Origin of the sequence: Flavivirga sp. 57AJ16 (assembly GCF_028736925.1) — a bacterium.
In the GTDB taxonomy this organism is placed as follows: Bacteria; Bacteroidota; Bacteroidia; order Flavobacteriales; family Flavobacteriaceae; genus Flavivirga.
This window is the reverse complement of record NZ_JAQZAT010000003.1, coordinates 113,489-137,273: the sequence shown is the minus strand read 5'-3', so window position 1 is coordinate 137,273 and position 23,785 is coordinate 113,489. Positions and strand designations below refer to the sequence as shown.

General features: G+C 31.7%; 15 protein-coding genes and 1 tRNA gene. 12 read left to right on the top strand and 4 right to left on the bottom strand.

Annotated features, from left to right (window positions below):
* Positions 1–40: 40 nt before the first annotated feature.
* Positions 41–598, bottom strand: coding sequence for a YeeE/YedE family protein (locus PQO00_RS04550; protein ID WP_274183647.1), 558 nt, complete (start codon positions 596–598; stop codon positions 41–43).
* A 434-nt stretch (positions 599–1,032) separates the two neighbouring features.
* Positions 1,033–1,662: a Crp/Fnr family transcriptional regulator gene (locus PQO00_RS04545; RefSeq protein WP_274183646.1), complete on the bottom strand. Its 630-nt coding sequence runs from the start codon at positions 1,660–1,662 to the stop codon at positions 1,033–1,035.
* A gap of 83 nt (positions 1,663–1,745) precedes the next feature.
* On the opposite strand from PQO00_RS04545, the gene PQO00_RS04540 reads away from it, so the two are divergent.
* Positions 1,746–1,819, top strand: a tRNA-Arg gene (locus PQO00_RS04540).
* 279 nt (positions 1,820–2,098) lie between these two features.
* Here the strand turns inward: PQO00_RS04540 and PQO00_RS04535 are convergent.
* Positions 2,099–3,751: a recombinase family protein gene (locus PQO00_RS04535; RefSeq protein ID WP_274183645.1), complete on the bottom strand. Its 1,653-nt coding sequence runs from the start codon at positions 3,749–3,751 to the stop codon at positions 2,099–2,101.
* 414 nt (positions 3,752–4,165) lie between these two features.
* Between PQO00_RS04535 and PQO00_RS04530 the strand changes: the two genes are divergently transcribed.
* From PQO00_RS04530 to PQO00_RS04480, 11 genes are all read left to right on the top strand, one after another.
* The gene (locus PQO00_RS04530) at positions 4,166–4,447 is read left to right on the top strand and encodes a helix-turn-helix domain-containing protein (RefSeq protein ID WP_274183644.1); all 282 of its coding nucleotides are present in this window, start codon (positions 4,166–4,168) and stop codon (positions 4,445–4,447) included.
* Positions 4,448–4,755: 308 nt separating this feature from the next.
* Complete coding sequence (locus PQO00_RS04525; RefSeq protein ID WP_274183643.1) at positions 4,756–5,808, top strand: ComEC/Rec2 family competence protein; 1,053 nt, start codon at positions 4,756–4,758, stop codon at positions 5,806–5,808.
* Positions 5,808–7,115, top strand: a complete 1,308-nt coding sequence (locus PQO00_RS04520) for an ABC-three component system protein (protein ID WP_274183642.1) — start codon at positions 5,808–5,810, stop codon at positions 7,113–7,115. The genes PQO00_RS04525 and PQO00_RS04520 overlap by 1 nt, the downstream gene beginning before the upstream one ends.
* Entirely contained in the window at positions 7,096–7,632 is a 537-nt protein-coding gene (locus PQO00_RS04515; RefSeq protein WP_274183641.1) for an ABC-three component system middle component 1, read from the top strand. Before PQO00_RS04520 ends, PQO00_RS04515 begins: the two co-directional genes overlap by 20 nt.
* Positions 7,629–10,751, top strand: coding sequence for an AAA family ATPase (locus tag PQO00_RS04510; protein ID WP_274183640.1), 3,123 nt, complete (start codon positions 7,629–7,631; stop codon positions 10,749–10,751). Before PQO00_RS04515 ends, PQO00_RS04510 begins: the two co-directional genes overlap by 4 nt.
* 42 nt (positions 10,752–10,793) lie before the next feature.
* On the top strand, positions 10,794–12,152 hold the full coding sequence (locus tag PQO00_RS04505) for a hypothetical protein (protein WP_274183639.1): 1,359 nt from the start codon (positions 10,794–10,796) through the stop codon (positions 12,150–12,152).
* Positions 12,128–12,802, top strand: coding sequence for a hypothetical protein (locus PQO00_RS04500; RefSeq protein WP_274183638.1), 675 nt, complete (start codon positions 12,128–12,130; stop codon positions 12,800–12,802). Before PQO00_RS04505 ends, PQO00_RS04500 begins: the two co-directional genes overlap by 25 nt.
* Positions 12,799–15,960: a hypothetical protein gene (locus PQO00_RS04495; RefSeq protein ID WP_274183637.1), complete on the top strand. Its 3,162-nt coding sequence runs from the start codon at positions 12,799–12,801 to the stop codon at positions 15,958–15,960. The genes PQO00_RS04500 and PQO00_RS04495 overlap by 4 nt, the downstream gene beginning before the upstream one ends.
* Positions 15,957–16,865, top strand: coding sequence for a hypothetical protein (locus PQO00_RS04490; RefSeq protein WP_274183636.1), 909 nt, complete (start codon positions 15,957–15,959; stop codon positions 16,863–16,865). The genes PQO00_RS04495 and PQO00_RS04490 overlap by 4 nt, the downstream gene beginning before the upstream one ends.
* A 404-nt stretch (positions 16,866–17,269) precedes the next feature.
* Positions 17,270–18,715, top strand: a complete 1,446-nt coding sequence (locus tag PQO00_RS04485) for a tagaturonate reductase (protein ID WP_274183635.1) — start codon at positions 17,270–17,272, stop codon at positions 18,713–18,715.
* A gap of 32 nt (positions 18,716–18,747) precedes the next feature.
* Positions 18,748–20,358, top strand: coding sequence for a UxaA family hydrolase (locus PQO00_RS04480; RefSeq protein WP_274183634.1), 1,611 nt, complete (start codon positions 18,748–18,750; stop codon positions 20,356–20,358).
* 530 nt (positions 20,359–20,888) lie between these two features.
* Here PQO00_RS04480 and PQO00_RS04475 read toward each other — a convergent pair.
* A complete protein-coding gene (locus PQO00_RS04475) occupies positions 20,889–23,765 on the bottom strand; it encodes a pitrilysin family protein (protein ID WP_274183633.1) in 2,877 nt (958 codons plus the stop codon).
* Positions 23,766–23,785 lie beyond the last annotated feature (20 nt).

The window sequence follows — 23,785 nt, the reverse complement described above, 5'->3', positions numbered from 1 at the left end:
TAAAGAAATTTTTAAAATTTGTTAATGTTCGTTTCATGTTTTAAAAAATTAAGGGTAAAATAAAATTGGCCATTATTAATCCCCCAATAAAAAAGCCTATGACAGCTATTAGTGATGGTTTTTGTAAGCTGCTAAGCCCAGTTATAGCATGCCCGGAAGTGCAACCGCCGGCATAGCGAGTACCAAAACCAACCAATACCCCACCTAGAACCAAAAGAAGCAGTCCTTTAGGAGAGGTTAATGCTTCAGCGCTGTACATTTCATTAGGAACTAATGTGGCTCCAGAATTTTCAAACCCCATATTTTGAAGTTCGGCAATGGTAGTCGGATTTAAATTGGTGAAGCTATCATTTGATAAATATTGCGTTGCTACAAAACCACCTATTACGGCACCAAGTACAACAGTTAGGTTCCATATTTGCTCTTTCCAATTAAATTTAAAAAAGGCTGATGTTTTTCCGGCCCCCATCATTGAGCACATGGTCCTAAGGTTAGAGGACATACCAAATGTTTTACCAAAATAGAGTAATAATGCCATAACCATGGCAATAAGTGGCCCAGATATATACCATGGCCAAGGGTTTAAAATGTATTCCATACCTGATTAATTTATCGCAAATGTAAAGTTAAACCAAAGGAGTTTTGTAATAAATGTTACCTGTCTGTATCATTATTGCCTGAATTCATCTTGACTTTTTGTTTTTAACCAATACCATTTCTACCTTAAATTTACTCAATAAAATGGCACCTTTTTGCCTAATATTTCAAAATAAAATAGAACCGTAGTCCTGCTATGCATGTATTTTATTTTTCATTTGAGTCAAAAATCTACTACTTTTCTTATGAGTGAATTTAAATCAGAATTGGTATAAAATATGTCTAGATAAGGCACTTTTTGAAAGGCATAGGGACTTGTGCTGAGCGAATCCGAGTACCGCTACGAATAATAAAAGTAACGAAATATGGACGGTTTTAACCACTCCTGCTTGCTGTAGACAGGTTTTAGAAATAGTAAAAGTCAAAACGGGTTCATTATAAAACTTCAATTTTATTTCTACTGAGCTTTATTTTATTTTCGTTTTCAAGTTGTTTTAAAAGCCTGGAAATAACAACACGAGATGTATGTAAGTCCTCTGCGATATCCTGATGTTTTGCAATAATAATTTTAGATGTGTGAAGTTTAACTTTATTGATTAAGTATTTATATAGACGTTGGTCCATTTTCATAAAAGCAAGGTTGTCTATAGCTTCTAGCATTTCATCAAAACGTATTTGGTAACTTTCTAATATGAAATTTCGCCAGCTCTCATTATTATGAAACCATTCCTGCATTTTTTGAACAGGTACCATGATAAGGCTAGAATCCTTTTCGGCAACGGCCCTGATTTTACTTTTCGAAGTCCCCATACAACAGGTTAGCGACATGGTGCAGGTTTCTCCTGCTTCTAAAAAATAAATGAGTAATTCATTACCCTCATTATCTTCTCGAAGTATTTTAATGCTTCCACTCAATAAAAGAGGTATATACAATAATGGTTGATTGATATCAATGATAATATCATCTTTTGTAAATGTACGTGTAGTACCAATTTTTTCGATCTCACTTATTAAAGTATTATCGAAAACATGATTGAATTTCTGATATAATAATTCCTTTGACATATTCAAAAGTAATGAATTACAAATTTGGAATAAAAATTTGATTAAGTTTTAATAAAAATATTTATATTTGCACCCACAAAAAAGGCCTCGTGGCGCAACTGAATAGCGCACTTGATTACGGCTCAAGAGGTTACAGGTTTGAATCCTGTCGAGGTCACATAAAGCCACATGGCGCCAAATAGTGCCATGTGGCTTTTCTTATTCATAAAACTATAATAATCAGATTCTTATCTGTTTTTGACTTTTGCTTGGATTAAAAAAGCATTTTTTAAGAGTTTGAACTTTCGAATATTATATAAAAATCTGTAAATCAATTGTTTATTATTAAATTTAAATACTTTTTATAAAAAAAGGTTCGAAAATCCTGTAAGGGTGACTTCTTAGGATTCGAACCCTTCATAGCATAAGGATTATCAGCGATTTGCTTTAATAAATACTATTGAAAATTAATAATGGAAGCCATTTTTTTGAGAAAAGCAGTTATTTCGGGGAATTTACTCCAAAATATAGAACTGGTCTTTATAGATTTAGATGCACTTTCTTTCAATAGTTCATTATAATAGTATCTGCTCTCTTCATCATAATTGGACACTGTTTTTGTATCCGCTTTTTCAATTAAATTCTTATTGATATGGACATCAATACCAAAAACAATATTAACAATATCCGATATTGTAAAATTTTGAAAAGCTTCTTCCGTTTGAATAATTTCATTTTTCAATAAAAGCCTGATTATTTTCCTTTTAATATCAACTGGCGCATCCTTGTAAAGCTGTAACATATTAAAAAGTTTGGAAGATTCTTTGTTAAGGTTATCCCGAAATTTCATCATTTCAAATGTTACTTGTTGCAATTCCTTACCCATTGTATTTATCTTTATCTCACAATCATTCTTTATAATTTTAAAATCCTCTTCGTCAATCTCTCCCGTAAGGAACAATTCTTTTGCCTTAATTGATCGATTAAATAAATGTTCTAAATTCTTTGTAACTTGGTTTTGCTTCATGGAACATTTTTTCAAACTTGAATCAAATAACTTTTTGAGGATAATCCTATATAGATCTATTACAATCTCTGGTGGATTTAAACCTTTAAGAAGTTCTAAAAACTGTTCGTCTATTTTACTTGTTCTTATCCTAAATTTACATCCGTTATAACAATGATAATAGGAATAGTATTTTTTACGTCCTTTTGAAATACTACCCGTAAGTATATGACCGCATTTTGGGCATACAAGGATGCCTCTGAAAGGGAAATGACTATTGTTAGTTTTCTTGATTATTTTTCTTGATCGGATGTTCAACATCTCTTGTACTTTTTCAAATAAGCTATCTGAAACCAGGCCTTCATGATTTCCCGAAACTATGCAACTCTTTTCATTCTCAAAATCAGGAATCTTTATCTTGCCACAATACACAGGGTTTCGTATCAGGCAATAGAAGTTACTAAAGCTACATTTGAATCCAGATTGTATTGCAATTCTATGTACTTCTCTTATGCTTATATCTCCTTGTGATATGCGATCAAAGGTATTTTTTATGATTGTTGCCTCTGGCTCAAAAGGGACAATAACTTTTTTCCCTGTTTCAATAGTCTTATTGATATAACCCTTGGGTGCTGGACCTATCCATCTCCCTTCTTTTCTGGCCTTATACAAAGCTTTTTTTACATTTAATGCTCTTCTGTCATTTTCTACTTCCGAAATAGCAAGATATAATGCCAACACGAGTTTATTTTCGGGAATATCCAAATCAAGTAACTGCTCAATTGCTTGTACTTCAATCATCTTCTTTCTCAAAAGAGCAATCATGTAATAGGCATCTCCTGTATTTCTGCTAAACCTATCCCAACGAGTAAAAAGGATTAGATTCGGTCGTTTTGCTTTTTCATGATTAAACAGCTTCAGCAAATTGTTCCATTCTGGTCTGTTGAATGTTTTAGCTGAATAATCTTCACGAATTGTTTTGAGGATTAATATATCATTCTGTTCACAGTATTTTATTAAACTTTCCTCCTGATGTCGTAAAGAGTATCCTTTAGATGCCTGTTCATCAGTGCTTACACGGATATATAGAAATGATGTACGCATAGGAATTTTTCTACTAAATTAGCTTGGCTTCCTTATTATAAAGTTAATATTCTTTTATTATTGGATTAAAAAATTAAAGAAAACATAAATTCAAACAATTGAAAACTAATGTTTTATAACACTTACTAATGTTTGAATTATGATCAAGATTCTTGATTCTGTTAAAAATTCCGTTTGTAGGATTACTTGTTAGTGACGTTGTTATTTTTCAAAATTCTTTGAAAACATTCTTTTTGAACTTGATTACCTGTGCAGACATGAATGTAGAGAATCGCTATAAAATAATTACAAGTTTAGAATTATCTTTTAAATATAAGAAAACGAGTAAATCATTTATGAATGTATAAAAAATATTACAATATTATTTTTATATTTGATATTTGTCTAAATAAGACAAGTCTTAAAAATTCAAATATGACATTTGGAAAGCGAATAAAAAAATTGAGGGAAAGCAAAGGTATATACTTGCGAGAAGTTGGAGCGGCTTTAGAATTAGATAACGCTTTTATCAGTAAAGTTGAAAATGAAGGAAGACTGTTACCTAGAAAACACTTAGGAAAACTTGCTGAGTTTTTAAATGTACCAAAAGATGAACTATTGGTTTTATGGCTTTCAGATAAAATAAAGTCAATTATTGAAGATAAAGAAATTGGGAAGAAAGCATTAAATAAGGTATTAAAAGACTTCGAAAAATGATTAACAAAATTGAATAAAATTATAAATACACATTATGAGCTTATTTAAAATAGACTGGAATTATGCTCATAATAGCAAGCTGGGTTTTATTACCAAAATAACATTGCAGCACTTAAAATTATTGAGTGCTTATTTTTCAATTCAGATATAATCCAAATTAGATTGAAAAATTATGATGAAGGTTTCTATATAGATGACATTATTGTTTGTCGAGAAGATAAAATTGATTATTACCTTAAGGTTAGCTAACTGAAGAAAAATATGGTATCGTAGCCGCAGTGAGTATAGATAGATAAAATGATTACAATATGAAAATAAAATTTTTAAAAGCATTTAATGGAGATTCCATTTGGATTTCATTTCTCGAAAACGATATCCCAAGAAATATTCTTATTGATGGAGGAATTGGTGATACTTATAAGACGACTGCAAATGTAAAAGGAGATTTACATAAAGTAATTGAAAAAATTCAAGAAGAGGAACAATTTATTGATCTTCTTGTTTTGACTCACTTTGATGATGACCATATCGGAGGAATTTTGAGATGGCTGAATAAAGACAAAGGGGCTTCTAAGCTAATTAAAAAGGTTTGGTTTAATTCTGGAAAGGAAATAGCTAAAAAGTTTGAAAGTGATGAAAACAAAGATTTAGATATTGAAATAGTTGATGGAGCAGACGATTTTCATACAAGTCTTAAGCAGGGAATTAAATTTGAAAAATATCTTAGAGATAATCATTTGTGGCAAGGGGAAATTATTGAACAAGGTTCAGAGTATGATTTATTTGGTCTAAAATTTAAAATTTTATCGCCAAATAATGAGAAACTTGATAAGTTACTAAAACTGTATGAAAAACAAAAGGATTATTTTACAAGTGGTGATGAATATGATTTTCAAACTTTATTGAAAGATTTTATAGATGAAGAAAGTCAAACTGATTTTAGATTCAAAGAAGATAATAGTGTGGCTAATGGCAGTTCTATCGCTTTTATAATGGAATACCAAGACAAAAGTTTTTTATTCTTAGCGGATGCTCATCCTTCAGTTGTAATTGAGGGACTAAACAAATTTGGATACAATAAGGATAATCCGTTGCAAGCAGTATTAATGAAAGTTGCTCATCATGGAAGTATGTACAATACCAACAAAGAACTTTTGGAAGTTGTAAAAACAAACAATTATCTAATAAGTTCAAATGCTACTAAACATGGATTACCAAATAAAAGAACAATAGCTAGAATTATCAAGAATAATCCGAATGCATTTATTTATTTTAATTATGATTTAAAAGATATAGTATTTTCAGAAAATGACTGGAATGATTTCAAAGATTTTAGATCAAAAACGCAAAATGAATTTTGATGGACGAAAATGACTTAAAAAGATATACTATAATACTTGGATCTGGTAGTGGAGTAATGTTTCAACCTTTGGACGAAACTAAAACTTATATACTTTCAGCAAAGCATGTATTTTATGAAAAAATCACAAATGATAATGGACCAGATACCTATGAATTGTTAACTACAATTAATTACTCAATTTCAGATAAACAAGATACATCCATTGAAGTTATAATTAATAAAGGAGAAAATTATTTTGAACATTCAGACGAAAACGTAGATGGAGCTATCTTAATATTAAATGAAAACTTAGGCTTTAATCAAATTTTTACAGATGAAAGAACAACTGGTTTTGAGGGATTTAATCTAACTGGCTACCCCAATATTAAACGTAATGCAGATGACAAATATGACAAACAAATAATAAATACTCTAAATAGTTATAATGATACACTAATTTCTTTAAGGTTAAATGTTAGTCATTTAGATCACGAACAAATAACTGGATTTTCAGGGGGAGGAATTATTAAAGCTAATGGCGACAGTTTATTATTAACCGGAATTCAAAGTAAAACACCAAATGGTCCTTGTAATGGAGAAATACAAGTTGTACCAATCAAAAAATTTGAAGAAATAGTTGACGGGAATAATTTATCAAAACTATTACCTAGCTATTTGTCAAATATAGAACTATTAATAAATTCAATAATCAGTTATAATGAAACTCTACCTGCTTTAAAACCCAAATTGCAAGTTGCCATTAGAAAGCAGTTCGAACAAGTAAAATGCGAACTAAATAGTATTTATTCAAATGACTATATAAAAAAATCAACTACTTCAATAACAGGTATAAAAAGTAGGCGTTTTTGGACTTCATTCCTCGAATACGCTTTAATAATTAGTCTTCTTGAAGTAGATGGTTTTGATGAAGATGTATTAGCCAAAATGAATTTAACTAAGAAATTTATATTCTCTGACTCTTCTAAAGATATATATGATTTATATAGTGAAGTACTATTGTTTGCTTCTGAAAACATTAGTGATAACTGTCAAATTTTATTAGCAACTAATCAAACTCCAAATTCTCCAAATAGGAGAAGAATGCCAGCTAGTGAAGTTAATCTAAATGTGGGTAGTGTAATAGATAACGAAACTATTGACAGGGTTCAAACAAGCTCAAAAATAAAGGAGATTATACACTTAAAAGCGATTGAGTTTGATTGTATTAATACAAATGAAAATGCTTTAAATCAATTCACAATACAACAATTTGAAGATATTTTAACCGAAATTAAACGACTTGTATATGAATTTTTCAACAATTGAAATAAATAAACCAGACTTTGTAATTGAAAATTGTAAAGTCTATCACTATAGAAACGAGAATAACTTCAGAATAAATATATTCTTTCTTGAAGCTAACAGTGGCATAATAAATGAAAATTGGAAACGATTTTCAAACATGGTCGCAGCTAATTATCAAACATCAGAATATATGTCAAATAGAGAGTTTGACAAATGGAATTTTTATATCATTTATATTTCAAAAGATAATGTTTCAAAAGAACTCAAAAACAAAATTGAGAATGATAAATTTTCAAGTAGAAAGATTGTTGAAGATGCATATGCCAATGAATTTAATAACGAAGAGGCGAATCGTTTAATTGTAAAACATATTACCAATTCAGATTTAAAAGAAATTGTAGAGGCAACTCAAGAAGTCACTATTTCAACCTACATCCCTAAAAATGAAAAACTTTGGAAGCTTTTATTAGATGAAGAAAAACTAATTGGTGACAGGAAAGCTCAAGAAGCGATCATTAAAAAAATAAATACACTATGAAAATTAAAAGCGTGAAAATTACTGGTTTCAGAGCATTTGAAAAAGAAGAAGATTCCACTTTTGATTTTACGAAAGGTGGTGAAATAATGAATTTTGCTTCAATATATGCTCCAAATGGGTTTGGTAAAACTTCATTTTATGATGCTGTTGAATGGGGGGTTACTCATAAAATCCAACGATTCGATAGGATGGTTGATTTTGAAAAAGTAAGAAAAGATAATGATGCTCCCTTGTTATTAAATAAGGCTTCGTTGTCTGGAAAAGTAATAGTTGAAACTAGTTCAAAAAATTTTGAGAATCTTATCAATAAAAAGAAAGTTTATAAATATAATGAAAAACCTGTAAACGAGTATTTTCAAAATCAAATATTAACACAAGATTTAATAGATGCTTTTCTAAAAGAAGAGAAAGCCGATAAACGCTATGAAAACTTCTTGGAAATTGATGATAATTTAAAAAAATACGATTCAGCATATAAGAAGATCATTCGTCTATTAGAGTATATAAAAGATGAAAGAAAAGATTTAGTTGATAGGAAGAATAAAGAAGAAGCCAAATATCAAGTTGAAATTGATTTTGAACAAGAATTTAAAAAGTTTGATGAAATTAATGAAGTAGTCAATTCGCTTAACAAAGAAAATGAGAACTTAAATTTAATTGATCAAATTACATTCAATCAGACCTCTTATGATAATCTATCCAGGAATATTGATGTTCGATTGTTATCACTGGAAGAAGAATTAATCAAGGTTAAGTTACGTATCGATTCAATAATTTTAGCCAGAGATGGGGCAGAATCTGAAGACAGAAAATTAAATGGCGGAGTTTTATCTTATCTTGACAATAAGAGTAAAATCGTAAAATTAGATGAGCAAGTTAAAGAACTTGATAAGATAATAAAGTGGTTTGAAGAACAAGAAAAGCTTAATAGTGAATCTAGGGTTATCGAAGAGAATTTAAAAATCCAGCAAAATAGATTGGAGCGAGCTTTTAATATTGAAAAACAATTTGAAACATTTCTTAGTATACAAAAAGAAATAGATGATTTAAATAAAGATATTGTAGGGTTTAAAGACACATTACTTAATTCCGAACGAGAGAAGTCTGATGTTGAAAAGGAGAAAAACGATACAATTATAAAGCTTAACGATTTAAAGAAGTCTCTTGAAAATAATCGATCTAAATTAAATAATATACCAACTCAGCAAAAACAGTTCGAATTAACTTCTAAGGCTATTGTTGATTTACAAAAGGTTATTGATGATTTATCAAAATCAATTACAACAGAAGAAAAGAAACTGAATGATCTAAAAATAATTTTGGATGAGTTTGGATATTATGAAAATAAAATCAACGATGATGTTGAACTTCTATTGGAATTTAAATTATTTGGCGAACATAAAGAGTTAGTTACTCATTACATAAGCGAACAACAAAATCTAGAGAAATTAAAAAAAGATATTCAGGAAATTCAATTCAAAATTGACAACCAAAACCAGTTAAATAAAGAACTTAATGACTTTATTAATTCAGGATTGGAATTGGTAAACAAGTCACAAAGTTCAGACTGTCCTTTATGTAACCACAATTATGACACATTTGAAAAACTATCTGAGAATATCTTATCTAATAAGTTATTAGATAATCAATTGAAAATATACCTTGAAGAAAAGGTTGAAACAGAGTCAAAAATAAATAAGCTAGTATTACAGCTTTCTGTTGATAAAGAAAAAATTGAGAAGTTTTTTTCTTCAATCAAACAGCCTTATTTATTGGATTATAGAAATGTACAAAATGCAATTGATAAATTAGGTTCTGAGAGAAAGATTAATTCGGAGAAATTGAATAGTAATCAATCGATCTTAAGCGACATTAATTTATCATTAGGAGATTCAAAGACCTTTGAAGAATTATCAACCAAAATACAAAATGATATATCAAAAACAGATAACCAAATATTGGAGTTATCTGGTCAAATGAATAATAATGATAAAACATTATTAGAGAAAGAAACATTAATTAAATCAACTAAAGAAAAACTAGAAATTTCAGAACACAATCTGTTAAAACATCAATCTTCAAATGAGCATAAGGAAGTCCGAAAGTATTTTATTGAAGAATTGAACTCTAATAATATTGAAAAATCTATACTATCAGAAGGCATATCTAATATTAAAGTAACTATAAATAACTTAACAGACGAAAAAAGAAATCTAAACAAATCTTTAGAAGAGTTAAAGCTAAAACTATCTAATCATACATTAGGTAAGGATGAATACATCAAAAAAACTCAAGAAATAAATGATGCAAAAAGCCTAATTTTGAGAGTTTACGAAAGTTATGAAAATTATATTCTATCAGAATTTGGTATAAAAATAAGCGATAAAGATAAATTTCAAATTGAAACAGCATTTATAGATTTGATTGAAAAGCAAAAGAAGGTTGAAAGACAAGTTGAATATAGAATTGAAAAATATAAAATTCTAAAAATTTTAAATGATGCCTGTATAAAAGCTACTGAATCTAAAAGAGTACATGATGAAGTTGAAAAAATCAATAATAGTCTTAAGGAATTAGGTAATGCTGAGAAAGAACTAAATAATGAAAAAGAAACGCTAAAAACATATCTAAAAGGTACGATTGAAGCCTATTTTTATACACCTCTCATTAACGCCATTTATAGAAAAATAGATCCTCATCCCGACTACAAAGAGATTGAATTTGAATGTGATTTTGGAGAAAATAAACCTAGATTGCAAATCTATGCGAAAGATAGTATAGGAGTAAAAAGCATTCCCTCATTATATTTCAGTACAGCGCAGGTGAATATTCTTAGTTTGAGTATATTCTTAGCAAGAGCTTTAAAAACAACAGACAATGAGGGTAATTCTGTAAATTGTATTTTTATTGATGACCCGATTCAATCAATGGATAGCATTAATATTCTCTCATTTATAGATTTATTTAGAGGTATCACTTTTTCCTTAGACAAACAATTGATAGTTTCAACTCATGAAGAGAATTTCCATCTACTATTGAAGAAAAAGATTCCTGATGATCTTTTCAAGTCAACATTTATAGAGTTTGAGACTTTTGGAATTGTAAAACCAAATTTGTGAAGACTAATAAGGGAACACCAATATAAAATTCTTGCGTAAATAATGAAAAAGCAACTACTATACGCCAAATACGATCTTCTACTTCCTTCAAAATTTGACGGCGGTTATTTGGTTATTGCTCTATATGAAAAAATCAAAGACCGTGAAATTGAAGAATACTTTACACAAAAGGAAATCAATGAAATACTGAAAGAAATTGCTGTTAATTTTAATCAAGATTCAGTCCGACAATGGAATAATATCAAAGACAAGCTCTTCCATTATTTTTTAAGAAGTCTTCCTGATGAACCGTGGAAATATTATCTGACTGATTATGCAAAAAATGTGGTGGATTTGATGATAAGTAAATTAGAAAATCCATATAAGAATCATGCCCTCAAAAAAAGCGTACAGGACTCATTTACCTTACGTCCTAATGAAATTAATACCATTGAGGATCTTGAACGGAAATTTGGAAGAATATTTATTCAAGGATCAAAGAAGATTATTCTGGATCACTTAGAGTCCTTAGAAGATGAATTACGGGAAGCTTACAAAGAGCTAAACGAGATTCTTCGCAAAGAAGACGAACAAAGTGCAACTTATTTGGTCAGAGAGTTTACCGTTGTTTTTAGGAAGTTTGGAGAAAGAGCTGAAGATATAACAGAAGCCATAATTTCCAAAGACAAATTTCTTGGTGACTTGGTAAATGTGGTGGATCATTTTTACAGAAAGATGGAAGACGATGGAAAATTCAATATAGAAAATGTAAAGGAAAGTAAGATTCATTGGGAAAAAGCTCAAGAAATATATACAGATATTAGAGAATTTTTCAATTCAGTAGACCAAAAAGTAAGCATTATCCGCAGGCAAATCAACCATGCTAGCGAGAAATTAACGGAATTACAAGAGCAATTTTCTTCTAGAGCTTTCTTTAGGATACAAATAAAAAAATTACATAGAACAGTTTTGGAAAGTTCGGCATATACCACCGAAGGGATTAGGTTTAGTAATAATTTCCCCCTAAAACAATTGGTATATGAGCCTGTTCGAATGTTATATCCAAAATATTATGAGTTTGAACTTCCAAAACCTAATATTATTGTAAACATCAAGGTTGATGAAGCATATGAACGTAATGAAAAACAGAAAATAGCAAAGGAAATCAACCGTCAGCAAAGAATAAATCAATGGGTTGACAAAGCCAAAGATATTTTAGAGAGTAAAGGACAATTATCTTTAGAAGAACTCATGAATAGTATTGTAGATGAAGAAAAAGACCTATCCATCGCTTATCAAGTAGCATCTGGGATGACGGCTTATACTTCGGAGAATAACAATGTATTCATTGATGTTGAACAAAAAATCATTTCCTTATCACAACAAAATCTATCCCTATGGAAAACGAAAATTATGAAGTAAACGATTATACTTTTCTATTAGAGGAAAGTGTAGAACAACATTTCGCAAACATCAATATTTTATTATTGTCAGGTAAACATATTGACCATAAATATTACTCTGAATATACAGTGTTGGAAAGCTATGAATCACAGTGGAAATTTTTTTACCAGAATCTATATAAGCTTAATCTAGTTGACGATATATTTGATGGAAGCCGTTATTATTACCTCGGCTTTACGGAGAACGGAAAAGGAAAATTAAGCGATGTAAGCCGTAATAAAGAGCTTACTGAATTACAAACGCTAATTGGATTGACTCTTTTGGATATGTATTATCAAAAATATTTTGATGAAGAGAAGGTCATTTACTGGAACGACATAAAAACACAAATATTAGAGAGTGATCATCAAGAAGCCTACAAACGGATTTTGTTCAATGATATAAGGGATTCTTATGACGAAAAGGAATGGAGCGAAGTACATACAAAATTTGGCAAAACGATAGATAATTTTGACCGTTTAGGCTGGGTAGAAAAACAATCAGGAAGGAATGAAGAATTGTTATTTGAAATAAGACCAGCAATTCATCGTTTAGCTAAGCTGTATAATGAAGAGCTTCAGAATTTTGAGTCATTTAGCAAGCAACTTAAAAATGATGAAACGGTATGAGGTATCCAAGAATTTACTCCTTATCTACAGTGGGCATTTTGAAACATTATATTCATGATTACCTTTTCCATCCCACACGAACCGATTTTGTTGGATCTAACGGTGTGGGAAAATCCATTATTGCGGATTTACTCCAAATGATTTTTGTGTATGATAAAGACCTTATCAAATTCGGTACTGATGGGGTAAAAAAAGAGGAAAGACAAATCAATACCCTTCCTTATAAAACTAAATGTGCTTATTGTTTCTTGAATATTGAGGTAAATACTGGTAGGTTTATTAGTATCGGAATACAGATAAATAGCCAAAAGGGAAAACGTATCACCCCTTTTGTTATTACGAAACAGGCAGATATAAACCTGAAAATAAATGAACTATCTCTTGAAAAAGAAGAGCTTATTTTCGCCAAAGATTTATTAAAGGAAAAAGAAGCTGGAAAGAAAGAAATAGTGGATATACAGGATTTAGCAATACTCCTTTACGAAAAAAAAAGACTTCGACTAAACTTTTTCAGTAATAATGAAAATGTCAGCACTTATTATAAGTTCCTTTATGATAAAAACATAATGCCTCTGAACCTCAGCCAGGACAAAAATCTAAAAGCTTTTGCTAAGGTTATACAATCCTTTTCAAAAGCTAAAACGCTAAATTTAAGCGGTAACCAGGCTTCTAGAAACTTAAAAGAATTTCTCTTTGAAGAATCCGATGAAGATATTCTTACCAATTTTCAAAAAGAGCAATCCGAACTAGAAAAGATATTGAGAGAATATGAAAGCCTAAATAAAGACATTCAAAATCTGTCCAACAAGCAAAAAAGGTTAACCAATTTACGAGAGTTGGAACAGTCTCACAAAGTGAAATTTAAATCGTTTAAAGAAGCTGAATTACAAAATGCCTACATAGAATTAAAGCAATTAGAACAAAGAGAATCAGAAGGAAAGAGACTGATAACAATCCAAGAAACTGAATTTACTGAACTAAAAACAGCTATCGAAAATCTTCCAGCGGAAGAAGAAATAATTAAAAAGAGTTACGAGGAAGCAGATGAAAATTTTAATATGTTCAACCGTTATCAAGACTTATCTAATAGCATAGAAAAGTTGGGTAAAGAAGTTGATGAACTTAAAATGTTTATTCGTCCTAAAGTAGATGATAGCTGGGCAAATGAGATACAAAGAATTGATATTTTAAATAGAAACAATGAAGGTATTAAAAAAGAAATCACTTTTGCAAAACCTTATTTGGAAAAGTACAAAACACTTGAAAAAATTATCCAAACCCGAAAAGAACAATTAGAGATTTTGGATGAATTAAAATCATCATTAAAAAATGATAAAGCAATCAAAGAAAAACTATTAGCATTATTGCAGGATAATGATGAAAGTGGACTTTTACACTGGTATATTAAAAATCTACCCTCGTTAGATAATGAACAATTACAGACGGTTTTGTATTACGCAACCAAACCTATTTCTGAAATTTCTAATCCTAACAATTCATCTCAATATATCAATCCTGATGAACTAATCAAAAATTTTGAAGCTAATCCATCTAAAGATGGTATCTGGCTAAAATTGGGCGCATTACACCAATTTATACAATTTAATCCAGATGCAAAGCTATTGGGAGACAAAGCAAATCTGGAACAATCTGTACAACAGTTAATTCAAAAATTGAATATCGAAATCAGTTCGATAAATACCAAGCTAGAAGCATTAGAGAATATCACAGATGCAAAGCCTTACAATGTTAGTCTATTTGATTATTCCTTTGATATTTCTATTGCTGTTTTTAACAATATTGAAAAATTAAAAAATGCAGTAGCTTGCATTTTACAAATTGATGAAAAGATTTCTCTACTGCAATCGCAAAAGGCAAGAGAAGAAGAAGAATTATTGGAAATCAAAAACCGGTTTAAGATTGAATATGATGAGCCGGAAGTCGTAAAAAAGGAATTGTTGGAGATTCGTAAAGAATGGAGCGATAAGAAAGATAAGTTTTATGAAGAAAAAGGAGCTAACCAAAGTAAGTTCAAATCTCTGGAAAGTAAAATAAAAGATGATAAACAAGACTTGCTGATAATCATTGGTAATCTGACTAAGAAGCAAACAGAGTTCACCACGCTCAATAGTGCTTATTACCAGCATTTCCAAGAGAACATAACTGACTTTCCATTAACACATGGAAACACTGAGGAATTGGAGCATGCCTACAATGAGTTGTGGGAAGAATATAAAACAGCATTTATTGGTATTTCCAATTTATTTGAAGAAACGAGTAATGAAAAAAACCTTGGTGTGCAATTAGCGATTAAAGACCAGAGTTTTTCATTCCGGGTTTTGGAAGAGGCGTTATTGGGGAACAAAATCAAATCTACAGATGATATTGCCACAGCCTTACAGGAAGCCAATCAAACCCGAACGACTATAGCTGATGGTATAAGGGATAACATGATTAAGATATTCAGTAAAACTACGGAACGCTATGAAAAGTATAATGAACAGATAAAAAGAATAAATGCATTCTTTGTTGACCGAAAAATTAGTAATAAGTTTTATTTCAAACTAGAATTCGATGGCAGTAAGGAAATAAAGATTGATTATATCAAACAAATCGCTTATGAGGTTCGTAATACGGCTACAAAAGGAGAATTACAATTTGGACAATCCATAGTAGATTTTATTGAAGGTTTTTTCAAAAAGCAAGCGAAGATTAAAAACAAAGTTCCAATTGATAAATTATTGAACCCTAAAACATATTTTGAGTTATCAGCTAAGCTAACGGATCAATTTGGAGCAGAAGTTCCTGGTAGTACTGGAGAAACCTATTCGGCTATCGCACTCCTTGGTGTAGCAAGACTTTCAGCAGTACAAAAAGAAAAGCGTAATGGTCTAAGATTTATTATCTTGGAGGAATTGGGAAGTCTTGATAATACTAACTTTAATACATTTCCTGCCATTGCAGAGGAGTTTCAATACCAGATTGTAACTATGGCTCCACACACGTTCAACATTGGATTGTCTGATGAATGGTATGCGCATCACCTGATTAAAGGAAAAGAAGATGATAATATCAATTATTGCCCTTCTGCATCATATTTTAAAACAAAGAACAATAATGAAGATCTAAATATTTATATAAACAGAATTTCAAAATGAATTGGATTGAATTAAAAGCATTAAATAGTCTATATATTAATGGAGAGACAAAGTTGAATGATACTTTAGACAAAAGTGGCGAAATTAATTATCTAATCAACTCGCTAAGAAAACTTGAAAAGTCATATAATAAGCTATCTACTTTAGAAGGCTTTACAGAAACATATGAAAAAGATTATTTGAAAACATATAAAAGTTATGAAATTTTCTTATCAGAAAACCAACTGTTAAAACCTCAACTTCGCTTTGAAGAGAATGATATTAAGATTTTAATGAATATCCAAGCATGGAAAAAAGAAGGAACGTTGGAGGAATTAAGAAACCAAATTATTGCTTCAGATGAGTCTTTACGTGGTGTTTCTTTGATGTTTTTTAAAAATGAAAAATATCTGGATAATAAAGCTTCTCTAGTTAATGCTCTAAAGCAAATTTTAGAGGTTGAACATTTTGCAAATGAAAAAGACCAGCAGTATATTTATAAACTAGAATGCTATAAGCCAAAGACAATTATTCTTTGTGAAAATCTTGATTTTCTTACTAAACCTAACAAACCTCGTCAGCATGGTATAGAACTTTGGTATGCTGGGGGCAAAAACATAAATAAATTAGATTTTACTGATACAAGAGGCCTGCCTATTTATTATTCGTGTGATTGGGATTACGATGGTTTGTTTATCATTTACCCATTGGTAAAAGAAAAAATACCAACGATTCAACTTCTTACCCCAAATGGTGAGCCAAGAGGAATTGAAGAAACTGAACATAGTAGTAAATGGGCTATTAAAGATAGGAATATAGATTCTCTATTAACTTTTACTCAACTAAATGTATTAAAAGGGTTAATTAAAAATAATCAATGGATCATTGAAGAGTCAAATAATTTAATTGATATGCTTAAAATATAATTTACCTATTGTTTTATCCTCTTAGTTAATGGGATTATACTAAGCATTAAAAACTACTTAACAGCTTCAAATCCTCCAAAAAATGATTCGAAAATCGTACTGGGAAGGTCACTCTAGCGGAGAATTTATTGATATCAATAGGTTCTCCGTTTTTTATTTTACATAAATTTATTGAAATCAAAGGGGTTGAAGAGAAAATAGAATGGACCCTATTGGTTTGAACTTTGCCATTTAGCTTATCGTAACTTATTCCGGAAGGAAAAACCAGGTTTTGGAATTTCTTTTTTTGAGCCAAATCATTCTTGGATTGGTACACTTGTCAATGCTCAAAATGATTCCATTAGATGAAAATTTAAAACCAGTGAAAAATTAACCTTTGTTTTTAATACTTTTATAAACTCAGAATGAAAAAGTTAAATAGAACTAATATTAGGTTAAAAGAAAAACTGCCAATCAAGGTTGTACAGTTTGGAGAAGGCAATTTTTTAAGGGCCTTTGTTGATTATGCTTTTCAAGAACTGAATAAAGCTGTAGATTTTAATGCAGGGATAGTTGTAATACAACCCATTGATAGAGGTTTGGTTAACATACTGAATGAACAAGATGGTTTGTACACATTATTTATGAAAGGCATAAAAAAAGGAAAGGAAATTCAAGATATTGAGCTTATTTCAAACCTTGTAAAAGGTATAAATCCGTATACGGATTTTAACGATTATTTAAGTTTAGCTAAAGAAGATTCTTTAGAGTTTGTAATTTCCAACACTACTGAAGCCGGTATTACTTATCTAGAGTCAGATAAATTTGAAATGCAACCTCCTAGTTCGTTTCCTGGGAAGTTAACGGTATTATTATACGAAAGGTTTAAGCATTTTAAAGGTGATACTTCAAAAGGGTTAACTATTATCCCTTGTGAGCTTATTAACCATAATTCAGAAACTTTAAAAGAAATCATTTTAAAATACGTTTCAGATTGGAATTTAGGAGACGATTTCAAAACTTGGATATTAGAAAGCAACTCGTTCCACAGCACATTAGTGGATAGAATTGTACCAGGATATCCAAAGGATAACATTGAAGCTTATAGCGCACAACTAGATTATTCAGATAATTTAATAGTTGCAGCAGAAGCATTTTTATTATGGGTTATTGAAGGTGGGGACGAGTTAAAAGCAAAATTACCATTTGATAAAACAAATTTGGATGTTAAGATTGTAGATGATATGCAACCTTATAGAACCAGGAAAGTACGTATATTGAATGGTTCACACACAACCATGGTGCCGTTTTCTATCCTTTATGGCAATAAAACCGTAAAACAATCGGTTGATGGCAACTTTACAGGGGATTTTATAAATAAAGCTATTTTTAATGAAATTATTGACACATTAGATATGGATAAAGATGAACTTATTGGTTTTGCTGAAGAGGTTTTAGACCGTTTCAGAAATCCTTTTATCATCCATAACTTATCAAGCATTGCATTAAATTCAATATCAAAATTTAAAGTAAGGGTATTACCAAGTTTATTGGAATATGTAAAGATTCATAAAAAAGTACCAACCCATTTAACATTTGCTTTTGCATGTTTGATTCGTTTTTATAAAGGTACTTGGAAAGGCGAAAAGCTGCCTGTAAATGACAGTGAAGACATTGTTGTCAACTTCAATGAGATCTGGAAGTCAAATGATTACCATCAAATAACCAACGAGGTTTTAAGTAATGAAGACTATTGGGAAGAAGATTTAACTAAAATCGAAAATTTAACAAACGCTGTAGTCCTAGCATTAAGAGAAATAGATGCATATGGCGTTGAAGAAGGGTTTGAAAATTTTAGCAAAACTTATTAAGTTTTGATGATATAACAAAACAGATTACGAGGATGCAAAATAAAATTATAAAAGTAAATTCATCAGATAACATTGCTGTTGCTTTAGTTAATTTGAACGCAGGAGATATAGTCTCTTTTGAAGGGGAGGATATTAGCATCTTATCAGATACTAAATCAAAACATAAAATAGCTTTGCAAAGATTTGAATCTGGCGATAGAATTATCATGTATGGTGTTTTGGTAGGAACTGCCAATGGCGTCATTAAAAAAGGAAGTGTGTTAACCACTGGAAAGGTAAGGCACCAAAGTGAAAAAGTGTTTGGTAAAACAGCTTCTTTTAGTTGGACACCACCTAATGTTGGTAAATGGAAAGATAGCACCTTTTTAGGGTACCATAGAGAAGATGGACAAGTAGGGACAGAAAACGTCTGGCTGTTTTTTCCATTAGTGTTTTGTGAAAACAGAAATATTGAAGTTTTAAAGGAAATTTTTGAAAAAGAACTTTTAAAACAAAAAGAAAATCCATATCGCGTATTGTTGCGTTCTTTAGTTAAAGGAGAAGGAGAAGGAGAAGTAAAGCCAGCAATTTCAGAGAATGTTTTTAACAATGTTGATGTAAAATTCATAACACATCCAGGAGGCTGTGGAGGTATTAGACAGGATTCTGAAAGTTTAGCTAAATTATTGGCCGGTTATGTAAACAACCCAAATGTAGCTGGAGCAACCGTATTGAGTTTGGGTTGCCAAAACCTTCAAATCGATATTTTTAAGGAGGCATTAAAAACAATTAATCCCAAATTGAAGAAGCCAGTTCTGATTTATGAGCAACAGCAAATTGGAACCGTTGATGAGATGCTAAATATCATTATTAAAGAATCTTATGAAGGTATTAAAACAGCTAATAATATAGAACGAAAACCTGCACCTTTATCTAAACTAAAAATTGGTTTAGAGTGTGGAGGTTCCGATGGGTTTTCTGGTATATCTGCTAACCCAACTTTGGGGCATGTTTCTGATTTAATTGTTGCTCTTAAAGGAACAGCGGTTTTGGCAGAGTTTCCAGAATTATGTGGTGTTGAGCAAGAATTAGTCAATAGATGTGTAGATGATAACAAAGCCAATAAGTTTTTGGAATTGATGAAAGCTTACGAAAAATCTGTGGTCGATGCAGGTTCTGGTTTTGATATGAATCCATCACCAGGTAATATAAAAGACGGTTTAATTACTGACGCCATGAAATCGGCCGGAGCCGCTAAAAAAGGAGGCACTTCACCAGTTGTTGATGTGTTGGACTATGGAGAATATCTATCAGAGAATGGACTTAATTTGTTGTGTACTCCCGGAAATGACGTAGAAAGCACTACGGCGTTGGTCGGAGCTGGAGCTAATGTTGTTTTATTTACAACAGGTTTGGGAACACCAACAGGAAATCCAGTGGCCCCAGTAATTAAAGTGTCTTCAAATACGGAATTGGCTAAAAAGATGCCCGATATTATTGATTTTGAAACAGGACCAATAATTCGTGGTGAAAAATCAATTGAGGAAATGGCTGAAGAGCTTTTGGAATTGATTATTGATGTGGCAAGCGGTAAGGTAAAAACCAAAGCCAATCTTCTCAACCAAAACGATTTTATACCTTGGAAACGTGGAGTTTCCCTTTAATAGTCCTCATTTCTTTTTTAAAGATTCCCTTCTCAATGAGGCATGCCTAATATACAATTTTGGCTTTAGCACTATCTTTTTTTCTATTTTGGTATTACAGTTTGTTTGCCCATTTCCAAAGGAAATTGGCAATAGAAGAAATTGAAAGTTCCATAAACAGGGTATAAGGCTCGTTACTAAAACCAACACCACAGAATTCTTCAGGAATTTTTATTCCTTGATGTTTTATTCTTGAACAGCACCTAATGCACTCCAATCACTTGTAGGGCATCAGGTGGGTTTTTTAAAGCCAACAACTTTCTTATGGCAATTTTACCAGATTCAACGTTACCTCTAACTTTAATTGTTAAACTTTCATCAAATTTATATCCATTATCCAACAAAGATTGTTTGTATCCAGCAAAACGGTTTTTGTAAATTTCAAATGATTGGTTGCTGGTAAAATGGGCAATTCGTTTACACCCTTTTTTAATCTTAATAACGCTCTATTAAATTTGCCTTTTTAATATTATTTCCGACATCTGAAAATGTCATTTATTGGTGGAAGATTTTGTCACTTCTTTCAGAATTATTTCATTTCCTTTTTTGTCCAAAAGTTTAACGTCATCAAAGCCCATGTGCTTAAATTGCTGAAACTGCGTATTAGCATCGCCCACAACAAGATAAGCCATTGTAGACGTGTCAAGATATTTGTTTATAAGTTCTTTATGACGCTTAAGCGTCATCTGGTTTGTGATGGATTCTTCACGTTCAATATATTTAAAATCAAGATTATAAGTGCTAATTTCCTGTAGCATGCGAAGCAGCGCATAATTAGTCTCAAACCTTCTTGCATTTGAATTTATTAAAGCATTTTTAGTAAAGATTAGTGCTTCCTGAGAAATACCATCTTTATACCGGGAAATTTGATCTCTGAGAATTTCAACGGATTCCTTAGTGGTATTCGTTCTTACACTCGTTGAAGCCGTAAAAGTTCCGGGCATCCTGCTTTTGCTGAATCCGGTTTCAGCGTAATAAGCGTAACCCTTTTCCTCGCGAAGGATTAAATTAACACGACTGGAAAAGTTACCGCCAAGATTATAATTCATAACTTCAGCAGGATAAAAATCGGCACTGGTTCTTGACATTGCTACATAGCCTATCTTTATTACAGATTGTTTTGCATTGGGTACATCAACAAAATACAATGTAGATTTGTCTCTGGTGTTTTTCGTATTAAAAGAGGGAATATCAACTTCTTTCATCTTCCACGCTACAAATCCATCAAGAGCTGAAAACACTTCTGATTGCGAAACTGCTCCCACGATATGAAGTCTTGCCTCCGAAGGTGATAGATTTTTATTGTAAAATTCCTTAAGATCAGCCAGAGTGATGTTATCTATAGTTTCTTCAGTACCATTGATAGGACGTGCAAACGGATGATCTTTGCCATAAAGTACTTTCTTATAAACGCTGTTTGCAATAACATCCGGTTTAGAACCCGATTGTTTTATACTGTTTTTAATACGTGTAGCAATCCTGTTAAATGCTTCCCGATCCCATCGTGGCTCCATCAAAACCTCCTGTACGAGCGCCATAGTCTTTGAGAAGTTTCTTTTCAAGGTGCTTACCATCATCAAAATAGATTCGTCGTGGGTGTTCATCGTAATACTTGCACCTAAATGCTCTATTTCTTTCTCAAGTTCCTCAGGGGTTTTATTGGCGGTACCTTGCATCATCATATTACTAAAAAGATTTGCCATACCATTCTTGTCCTCTGGATCAAATAAGTGACCTCCATCCAGAACAATACTAAAATTCACGATTGGAAGTTCGTCTTTTTCTATACCATAAACCTTCATCCCATTATCTAGGCCCGCTGCCCAAATTTCAGGCATCTTCAATGGGGGAGCTTCACCTATTTCAGGAGCGTTACTCCGGTCAATCTTAGAGGGGGTCTTTTTAACCTCATTGGCACTATCCATTATAGCCGTCTGAACATTTTCAGTAATTTCTTCTTCAACTATAGCCGCTTTTTGTGAACCTGAAACAGCAAGTTCCAGTTTACCTTTTGGGACAAAACTCGTTACAACGTAAGGTTTGTCCTTTACATACTTATTATAAGCTGCCATAACGTCTTCCTTAGTTATGGCCATGGTATGTTCTAGATCTTTCTTGAAAAACCCGGGATCTCCGGTATAATCCGTATACCGGGCCAATGCATAGGCTTTACCCATAACACCCATGTAACCGGCATAAAACGCCGTTTCAAGACGGGCTTTAATCCCCTCAACTGCAGCATCTGTTATACCGGTTTCCTCAAACACCTTTAATGCATCTGTAATAGCCACCTCAACACGATCGAGATCGACGCCGTCATTCGCTGTAATTTTTATCCCGAACGTTCCCGCTATCTGGCCTGAATTACTTTGCGCACCTATAGCCGAAGTAAGCTTGCGGTTTTTGACCAAAATCTGATATAAAGGGGATTTTTTTCCATTAGAAAGTATCTCTGAAAGAAAATCAAGTGCATAGGAGTCTTTTGAATACTGCTCTACAGTGGGCCAAACCATATTAAGCTGTGGCGCTGTCGCGAAATTATCTTCGTGATAAAGTCTTTTAACCTTATTAATAGTTACATTTTGAGGTTTAAGACGCTTATTGGTACCATGTTTTTTTATTTCACCAAAATATTTCTCAATCATAACCTTAACTTGTGAGACATCAAAATCTCCGGCAATCACAAGGGTGGCATTGTTTGGTCCATAAAATTTATTGTAGAACTCCTTTACATCTTTTAAGGTGGCTTTCTTAAGATCTTCCAGTTCTCCCAATACCGGCCAACTATAAGGATGTCCTTCGGGAAAGATATTTTTGGCTATTACATAGCTTGTATGCCCATAGGGTGTATTGTCTACCCCCATGCGCTTTTCATTTTGAACAACCTCTTGTTGGTTAACAAAGCTGGACTGCGTTACCGTATTAATAAAATATCCCATACGGTCGCTTTCCATCCAAAGGACGGTTTCCAAGGCGTTCTTCGGAACTGTTTCATAATATATGGTGCCATCCTGTACGGTGCCACCATTTAAGCTTCCACCGGCATCCTGAATGGTTTTAAAGAATTGATCTTGAGGAACATGTTCAGATTCCTGAAAAAGCATGTGCTCAAATAAATGTGCAAAGCCTGTTTTGCCCAAAACTTCCCTACTGGAACCCACGCCATATTGAATGGCCACTGCTACTATAGGATCTGACTTATCTATATGAAGGACCACTTTTAAACCGTTATCCAATTCATAGTATTCGTAATCTATTGATAAGTTGGGCACCATGGTATTTGTGACCTTTTCATCGGTTTGACCGGTAACAAGAAAAGGAATCATAACCCACAGCATGAGCAATGGTTTATAAATTAATGTTTTCATAATTAAATTTTGATTTGGTG

Coding starts and splice junctions, on each gene's coding strand:
- PQO00_RS04530 (WP_274183644.1), top strand. CDS start 4,166: ATGACATTTGGAAAGCGAATAAAAAAATTGAGGGAAAGCAAAGGTATA.
- PQO00_RS04510 (WP_274183640.1), top strand. CDS start 7,629: ATGAAAATTAAAAGCGTGAAAATTACTGGTTTCAGAGCATTTGAAAAA.
- PQO00_RS04535 (WP_274183645.1), bottom strand. CDS start 3,751: ATGCGTACATCATTTCTATATATCCGTGTAAGCACTGATGAACAGGCA.
- PQO00_RS04485 (WP_274183635.1), top strand. CDS start 17,270: ATGAAAAAGTTAAATAGAACTAATATTAGGTTAAAAGAAAAACTGCCA.
- PQO00_RS04515 (WP_274183641.1), top strand. CDS start 7,096: ATGAATTTTTCAACAATTGAAATAAATAAACCAGACTTTGTAATTGAA.
- PQO00_RS04475 (WP_274183633.1), bottom strand. CDS start 23,765: ATGAAAACATTAATTTATAAACCATTGCTCATGCTGTGGGTTATGATT.
- PQO00_RS04495 (WP_274183637.1), top strand. CDS start 12,799: ATGAGGTATCCAAGAATTTACTCCTTATCTACAGTGGGCATTTTGAAA.
- PQO00_RS04525 (WP_274183643.1), top strand. CDS start 4,756: ATGAAAATAAAATTTTTAAAAGCATTTAATGGAGATTCCATTTGGATT.
- PQO00_RS04505 (WP_274183639.1), top strand. CDS start 10,794: ATGAAAAAGCAACTACTATACGCCAAATACGATCTTCTACTTCCTTCA.
- PQO00_RS04550 (WP_274183647.1), bottom strand. CDS start 598: ATGGAATACATTTTAAACCCTTGGCCATGGTATATATCTGGGCCACTT.
- PQO00_RS04490 (WP_274183636.1), top strand. CDS start 15,957: ATGAATTGGATTGAATTAAAAGCATTAAATAGTCTATATATTAATGGA.
- PQO00_RS04545 (WP_274183646.1), bottom strand. CDS start 1,662: ATGTCAAAGGAATTATTATATCAGAAATTCAATCATGTTTTCGATAAT.
- PQO00_RS04500 (WP_274183638.1), top strand. CDS start 12,128: ATGGAAAACGAAAATTATGAAGTAAACGATTATACTTTTCTATTAGAG.
- PQO00_RS04520 (WP_274183642.1), top strand. CDS start 5,808: ATGGACGAAAATGACTTAAAAAGATATACTATAATACTTGGATCTGGT.
- PQO00_RS04480 (WP_274183634.1), top strand. CDS start 18,748: ATGCAAAATAAAATTATAAAAGTAAATTCATCAGATAACATTGCTGTT.